Below are 6,557 nucleotides of genomic sequence, written 5' to 3' on the forward strand. Positions count from 1 at the left end.
TATCGTTTTGGATGGGGGAACTAAAGCTCTCCAATACTCTCAGTTTTTCTTTTTCTTAATATTAAATACCTTCTTTGCTACGTTAGTTTGGGCTCTTCTTTTCGAGATAGTTTACAATATAGATTTTAAGAAAGGTTTTATGTGTTTGAAAATCAATTAAATACAGATTATTTTATAACCCCGGGTGCAGTGGCACGAAGTACAAGGGACACGGGAACAACGAATAGTAATCAAAACCTGAGCACTGCTTCGCCAATTTGCTATCGCTCGGGTCGCTTCCAATAAAAAAGCCAACTAAAATAGCTGGCTTAGGTGTTTTATGGGGCAAAATTATCCGTGTATGGTTTCTTTTTTTCCGTATTTAGCGATTACAGACGTCTCATACTCCAACCATTCTTTCCAGCGTTTGTCGACGTCTGTTTTTTCAGAATATTGTTTGGCAAATTTTGAAACTTGTGTAAAAAGCTTTTTTTAAATGTGATTCGGTGAAATTTTTAAGTTGTTAATAATTAGTAACTTATGTTTTTTGGTGTAAATAAAAAGCTGCCCAATATTGGGCAGCTTTTTTAAATTTAGGAATTAGTTATTTTAGTTTCTGATGAATTTTTTGCTGATGGTTGAAACACCGTCAGTAACTTCTACAATATATGTTCCTTCTTTTACTGCCCCTACATTAACCGTATTGTTCTGAATAGGACCTGCAGCTATTTGTTGTCCTAACAGGTTGTAGATTCTGTAGGAAGCTTCAGTTTCAATACCTGAAAAGAATAAAGTATCTCCTTTTACCGGGTTCGGATATACATTGAAAGACAATTTGCTAACTTCTTGTTTTACGTCAGTAGAAATGTCAGCAGTATCATTTTCAGCTTCAAGTTTAACAAGTCCTCCAGAAATGATGTTAACTGTATAATCTTCCACTTCTCCGTTAGCGAATACTTCACATGCAGTCGGTACAGCATTATATTTCATAGAAACTCTCATTCTTGTTGTACCTGCTAAAGCTGTGGTTGGAACAATAAAGCTTCCGGTTACAGTTGTCGCTTTTGATTTTGCTTTGCTGAAAACAAGCTCGTTAGTTCCAAAATTTCCGTCTTTGTTATAATCAATCCAAACTGCATAAGCTTCATTGGTTGACATGCCATTCCAAGCCGGTGTAATTGTGATTGAAGCGGATGTACCTGTTGTTACATTGGTTGATAATGCTGTGAAGTTACCATATCCGTTGTTGTTTCCTGAAAGATTGTTGATCGATCCCATTTGTACACGGCTAATATATTCTCTTGCAGTGCTTCCTGAAGAAGTACAGTAAGTAATAGCAGTGTTAGCCAAAGTAGTTACGTTTACAGTATTGCTGTTAACAGATAGGTTTCCGGCAGCATCTTTAGCTTTTACATAGAAGCTGTAAGTTGTTGCAGCAGTTAAACCTGATACAGTCAAAGATCTTGCAGTAGTTGTAGTTTTCAATACTCCATTCTGATAAACATTATAACCGGTTACTCCCACATTATCCGTAGCAGTTGTCCAAGATAGGATAGTGCTTGAAGTCGTAGTTCCTGAAGCCGAAAGCGTTGAAGCTGTTGGAACAGTTGTATCTGCCGCTGCTAAAGTAGTTACATTTGCGGTATTACTTGCAGAAGATAGGTTTCCAGCCGCATCTTTAGCCGCTACATAGAAATCGTATGCAGTTGAAGCTGATAAACCGGTTACTGACAATGTTGTAGCAGTAGTAGTGGTTTTCAATACTCCATTTTGATATACATTATAACCAGTTACACTCAAGTTATCAGAAGCTGTAGTCCAAGACAAATTGGTGCTTGAAGTTGTAGTTCCTGAAGCCGAAAGTGTTGAAGTTGTCGGAGCAGTTGTATCAGCAGCAGCCGCTAAAGTAGTTGCGTTTGCAGTATTACTTGCAGAGGATACGTTTCCGGCAGCATCTTTGGTTTTTACGTAGAAGCTGTAAGTTGTTGATGCTGATAAACCTGATACAGCCAATGAAGTAGCAGTAGTAGTGGTTTTGAAAGCACCGTTTTGATATACATCATAACCAGTAACTCCTGTGTTATCCGTAGCAACTGTCCATGATAGGTTTGTGCTTGAAGTAGTTGTACCAGAAGCAGAAAGCGTAGCAGCAGTCGGAGCAGTCGTATCAGTAGCAGAACCAGTAATAGTAATGTTAGCATTGTTCACATCAAAGAAGATGTGGTTGCTACCTTTTACCATAATTCTGTTTGTAGTTCCAGGTAAGTTTGGAATTACAATATTTTGTGAACCGTCGTTTGGAGTTCCAGCCACTAAAACAGTAGGGTAGGTTTGTCCGCCATCAGTTGATAATAAAATATCTACATTAGCACAGTTTACACCGTTAGCAGTTGTACCGGCAACTGTCCAGTTGATTGCTTGTGTAGTTCCAGCAGCATACGATACAGCTGTGTTTTGTGTGTCTACGGTAAAAGGTCCGGCAACACCATTCACAGTTACAAGTACATCGTCAGTATTGTTAGCGCTGCTTCCTACTCTGTTATCTCTTACAGTTAAACGGAAATTTAAAGTACGGGCAACACCTGGTAATGTTTCGGCAATAATATCTAAACCATAGGTAGAAGTCGTTCCAGCTAATACAGTGTTTATATTTGGAAAGTATCTTTTAGCAGAAGTAGATGGGAAATATGATCTGAATAATGGTCCACTTGTAGCAGTAGCAGATGGTACAGTTGTTGTTGAATTTCCTGCGTCCATTTGTTCCCAAGAATACGTTAGGTTGTCATTGTTAGCATCAGTTGCAGAACCATTTAACATGAAAGGTGTTCCCTTTGGGATAGTATAATCTAGACCTGCATTTACTACTGGGACAGCATTACCTGTGTTTGTTATTGTTCCATAATTTAATGCTTTTAAATTATCAGTAACTTGTTGAATACTAATAGCGTGAAAATAAAAATCTCTGTTTGACTGAATATCTTTTACAGTTTTCCCTGCATAGCTCATAATGGTTGAACCACTTCCGGGTTCTACTTGAGCGATTGTGTTTTCGTCAGTGTATGTGAAAGTATGGTTTGCACCTAATTGGTGAGCCATTTCGTGAGCCACACAGCTTTCAAAAAAATTATCTTGATAACTGATTGAAGTTGCAGATACATAGGCTCTTCCTTTTGCATTATCAGATCCGATACAACCTCTACAACCCGCATCTCCAACTACAAGTGTTCCTGATGCAAACAAATGACCGATATCATAATTAGCTTCACCAATAACAGCTGTTAAGTTAGTTTGTGATTCTGTTTTCCAGTTTGATGCTGTCGAAAAAGGGTCTGTTGACGCATTAGTGTAAATTAACGTATCATTGTTGGCAATTAGAACTAATCGTACTCCAAAGTCTCTTTCAAATACAGCATTAATTCTTGTAATTGAGCTGTTCATAGCCGCTAAAGTAGTAGCTTTACTACCACCGAAATAAGCAGCATATTCTCCAGTACACGATAGCGCTAATCTGTAAGTTCTCAATTTACCGTCATCAGCTCCTCTTGCATAGCTGGATGATGTAGAGTTAATTGCATTAGTTGCAGATTCTGTTACTCCACATTCAAATTCGTTCATCCCATTTTTATACTCTGAATTTTTGTATACAGTATATACAGTGTTATCTGAGTTGATTGGTTCGATATAAATTGACTCTTTGTTTGGAGCATATGACATTGCTTTGAAACCAAGTGGCGATATGCTGAAATAAGCACGAGCCTGTGGGTTCTCCACACCAACCGCTACATAGGATTTGATTTCCGGGTATTTAGCAGCCAATGCAGGATCCATAACAGGATTTTCGTAAACTTTGAAATTTTCAGTTTTACCTTCTGCGTTTGGTAATGCAATGATTATGTCAGAAGTGATTTTGTTGTTGTCTCTTTTTGGTGAGTTAGCCAATGCTGTTTTCATAGCAGCTAAATCTAAATCGAAAAGATTCTTTTGCGGTAAGTTTGATTTTGTACTTCTACCAGAAACCTGATTCGCATTATTCTTTTTCCATAATCCATTTTTGGTTTGAGCGATTCCAATTGTACTGGTAAATAATAGGGCGGCAAAAAATAATTTTTTCATAATGTATGTGTTTTGTAACTGCCTCAAAACTAATAAGTTAAATTAAAATATCGACGAAATTAACAAAAAAATCGATGAACTGCACGTTTTTTTTTAGAACTGTAAGATTTGAGCTATTTTTAGTGTATTTCTTTAGGGAAAAATTGATAAAAAAATTCTGTAATTCACTAAAAATCAATATTTTATGAATTTTAAAAATAATTCTATTATGTACTAAAAAGGTTACAGATAAAGCTCTGAAAAGAAGAGGTTTTTTATTATTTAATTCGTTGGTTTGTTTTGATTCAATACAGTAGTATTTTTCTTAATTTGTTTCGCCTAAAAATTAAAGTAAGGAGCGATGATTATTTTTGTTTTTCATTTAGAATGGATTAGAAAGCTACATCTTTTTCGACCGATTAAGTTATTGGTAGTCAATGTATTGTTAAAAAAGTTAAATAATTAAGAATGTCTGTGACATATCAAAGACTTTCTAAAAATTTTGTTAAATTTGTTCCAATAAACTTTAATAAGGTTATTAGACGGTTTTATGGTTGATTGTGATTGCTCGTGCAATAATACCTCCACAGGAATCAATTAACATTTTTCTTCATTTTTTTTTGAAATCTTAAAATTTCAATTTTTGATTGAAAGGGCGTTATTTTTTGGAATCCCCTTTTCTGTCATGTACTTCACTTTCTGATAATATGGTTCTAAAACCGTATTATATGAAAAGAATTATATCATTTTATAGTGGAAATGCCCATAAAGTTAGTAGTTGTTGTAGCTGGCTAACGACGGCATTTAGTGGTTACTGTTTCAATATTCTCAATTTAATTAAGGATTTATTTATTTGTTTAAACTATACTTTAAATATTACTGGTAGAAGTTTTAAAAAACAAGCCTTGTTAGGAGGAGTATTGTGCGCACTTTTCATGCCTGGGAATATGTTTTCTCAGCAATTTGGAGGTTTACGAACTGCAATGGCAGTTACTGTTCAACAAAAAAATACAATACAAAAAGATCCAATAAGAAAAGATTACCAACGTTTTGTATACGATAATAACAAATTCTATAAAGAGTCTGCTTATACCGTTTCGACAGATGCCTTACCTTTGGCTGGTGCCGCTACTCCTTGTACTGCACACCGTTGGTTTGCTGGTGATGGTTGGCGACAAAATACTGACGATAACAGCGCAAGTAATATTTGGGAACCTATAGTTCAGAGTGCACCTAGTCTTCAGCCAAAAGGTATCGTTCGATGTGCCAGTTCTGCTGAAACTGAAAGTGGGTTGGAAGTGTTTAAGGGAACCTATGTAGCTGCGGACAATCCAATAAACGCAGTGCTTCCCCAAACCGATTGTTTTAGCATGACAACAGAAACTTTTGGAAATGCACTTGCCCGTCCGACCGATGGCGAAGAAATTGTTTGGCTAAACTTTGATATCCGACCACTTGCAGGGACTTATCAATTCCAGATTGTAACCAATCAGAATGTAGGGTTTGTCCTTTTCTATGTTGATCCGGATTCTGCACAACCTGTGGCAGGCACACCTGGGACCCATTATCCTCCGACCCCTCCGGGAGTATCCGGGGATTGTAGTGATTTGGTTTTTTCCGATATCAAAATAGCGGGTATATCACATCCTGCCTGTGGATTTAGCGGTAATGGTTGGACTACTATCACGGTTCCTTCCTTTAAAAAACCAACCAATTATTATCTTGCCATGTGGATGGCGGATGCCGGCGTGACTGCTTTTCCAAACAACATGAATCTTGTGTATAAATCAAGATTTGGTTGTGGTGGGGCAACTTGTACGTTAGAGCATTTGGAAAACAATGTGGTTTGTAATGGCGACGGTACTTATACTGTATGTCTTGACTATGGAGGAAGTGCCGGACGCTGGAATATAGTGGATAATACCGGTCAGGCCACCAATGTTAATTATACTACTTATTTGCAAGACAATACAACTGTAGTGGCTACTGGTTCAAGTCCGTTTACTTTGGGAACTATTCCGGATGGGGCGGTCTTTGCCAAAATATGTGCTACGTATCCCCTTGGGGTTGCTTATGATATTTCGCTCAACCCTGATCCAACGTTTAGTGGAGGTACGGGTTATATACCTTGTGCTGATGGCGACAGGCAAACGGGGGCATCTCCGACCAATCCTTCATTAACGTGTATAGGAAATTCGCTGTTTAACGAGGTTGATTGTGGTGTGCCGGCTAGTACAGCCCAATCGAATACAAATGCAGATTTTGCTACTTGGTTTGATGCTTTTGCAACAGCAAATCCGGGCGTAACTCCAACTATTGAATATGTGTATACACCGGCTTCGGCAAATCCGGGTGGGGGTAATCATGCTCCTCTAAATCCTGGTACAGGTGTTCCGGGCTTTACAGAAACATCAGTTACCGTAACCTGGACAATAGAGAATTCGGATGGTTGTATTGCTACCTGTTCAGCAACATTTACAGTAACC

2 protein-coding genes and 1 pseudogene are annotated in these 6,557 nt (G+C 37.7%); 1 reads left to right on the forward strand and 2 read right to left on the reverse strand.

The window, feature by feature from the left end; all coding sequences use genetic code 11:
* Positions 1 to 330: 330 nt before the first annotated feature.
* A pseudogene (locus tag ACWPKD_RS15100) lies at positions 331 to 417 on the reverse strand (tRNA 2-methylthio-N6-isopentenyl adenosine(37) hydroxylase MiaE); the annotation flags it as partial.
* A gap of 171 nt (positions 418 to 588) precedes the next feature.
* Positions 589 to 4,092: a reprolysin-like metallopeptidase gene (locus ACWPKD_RS15105; RefSeq protein ID WP_455413527.1), complete on the reverse strand. Its 3,504-nt coding sequence runs from the start codon at positions 4,090 to 4,092 to the stop codon at positions 589 to 591.
* Between the two features lie 884 nt (positions 4,093 to 4,976).
* Between ACWPKD_RS15105 and ACWPKD_RS15110 the strand changes: the two genes are divergently transcribed.
* The coding region (locus ACWPKD_RS15110) for a hypothetical protein (protein ID WP_455413528.1) at positions 4,977 to 6,557 on the forward strand (1,581 nt) is incomplete at its 3' end.

The organism is Flavobacterium pedocola (genome assembly GCF_053764385.1).

Excerpts from the sequence above, each read along its gene's own strand:
- ACWPKD_RS15105 (WP_455413527.1), bottom strand. The coding sequence starts at position 4,092 with ATGAAAAAATTATTTTTTGCCGCCCTATTATTTACCAGTACAATTGGA.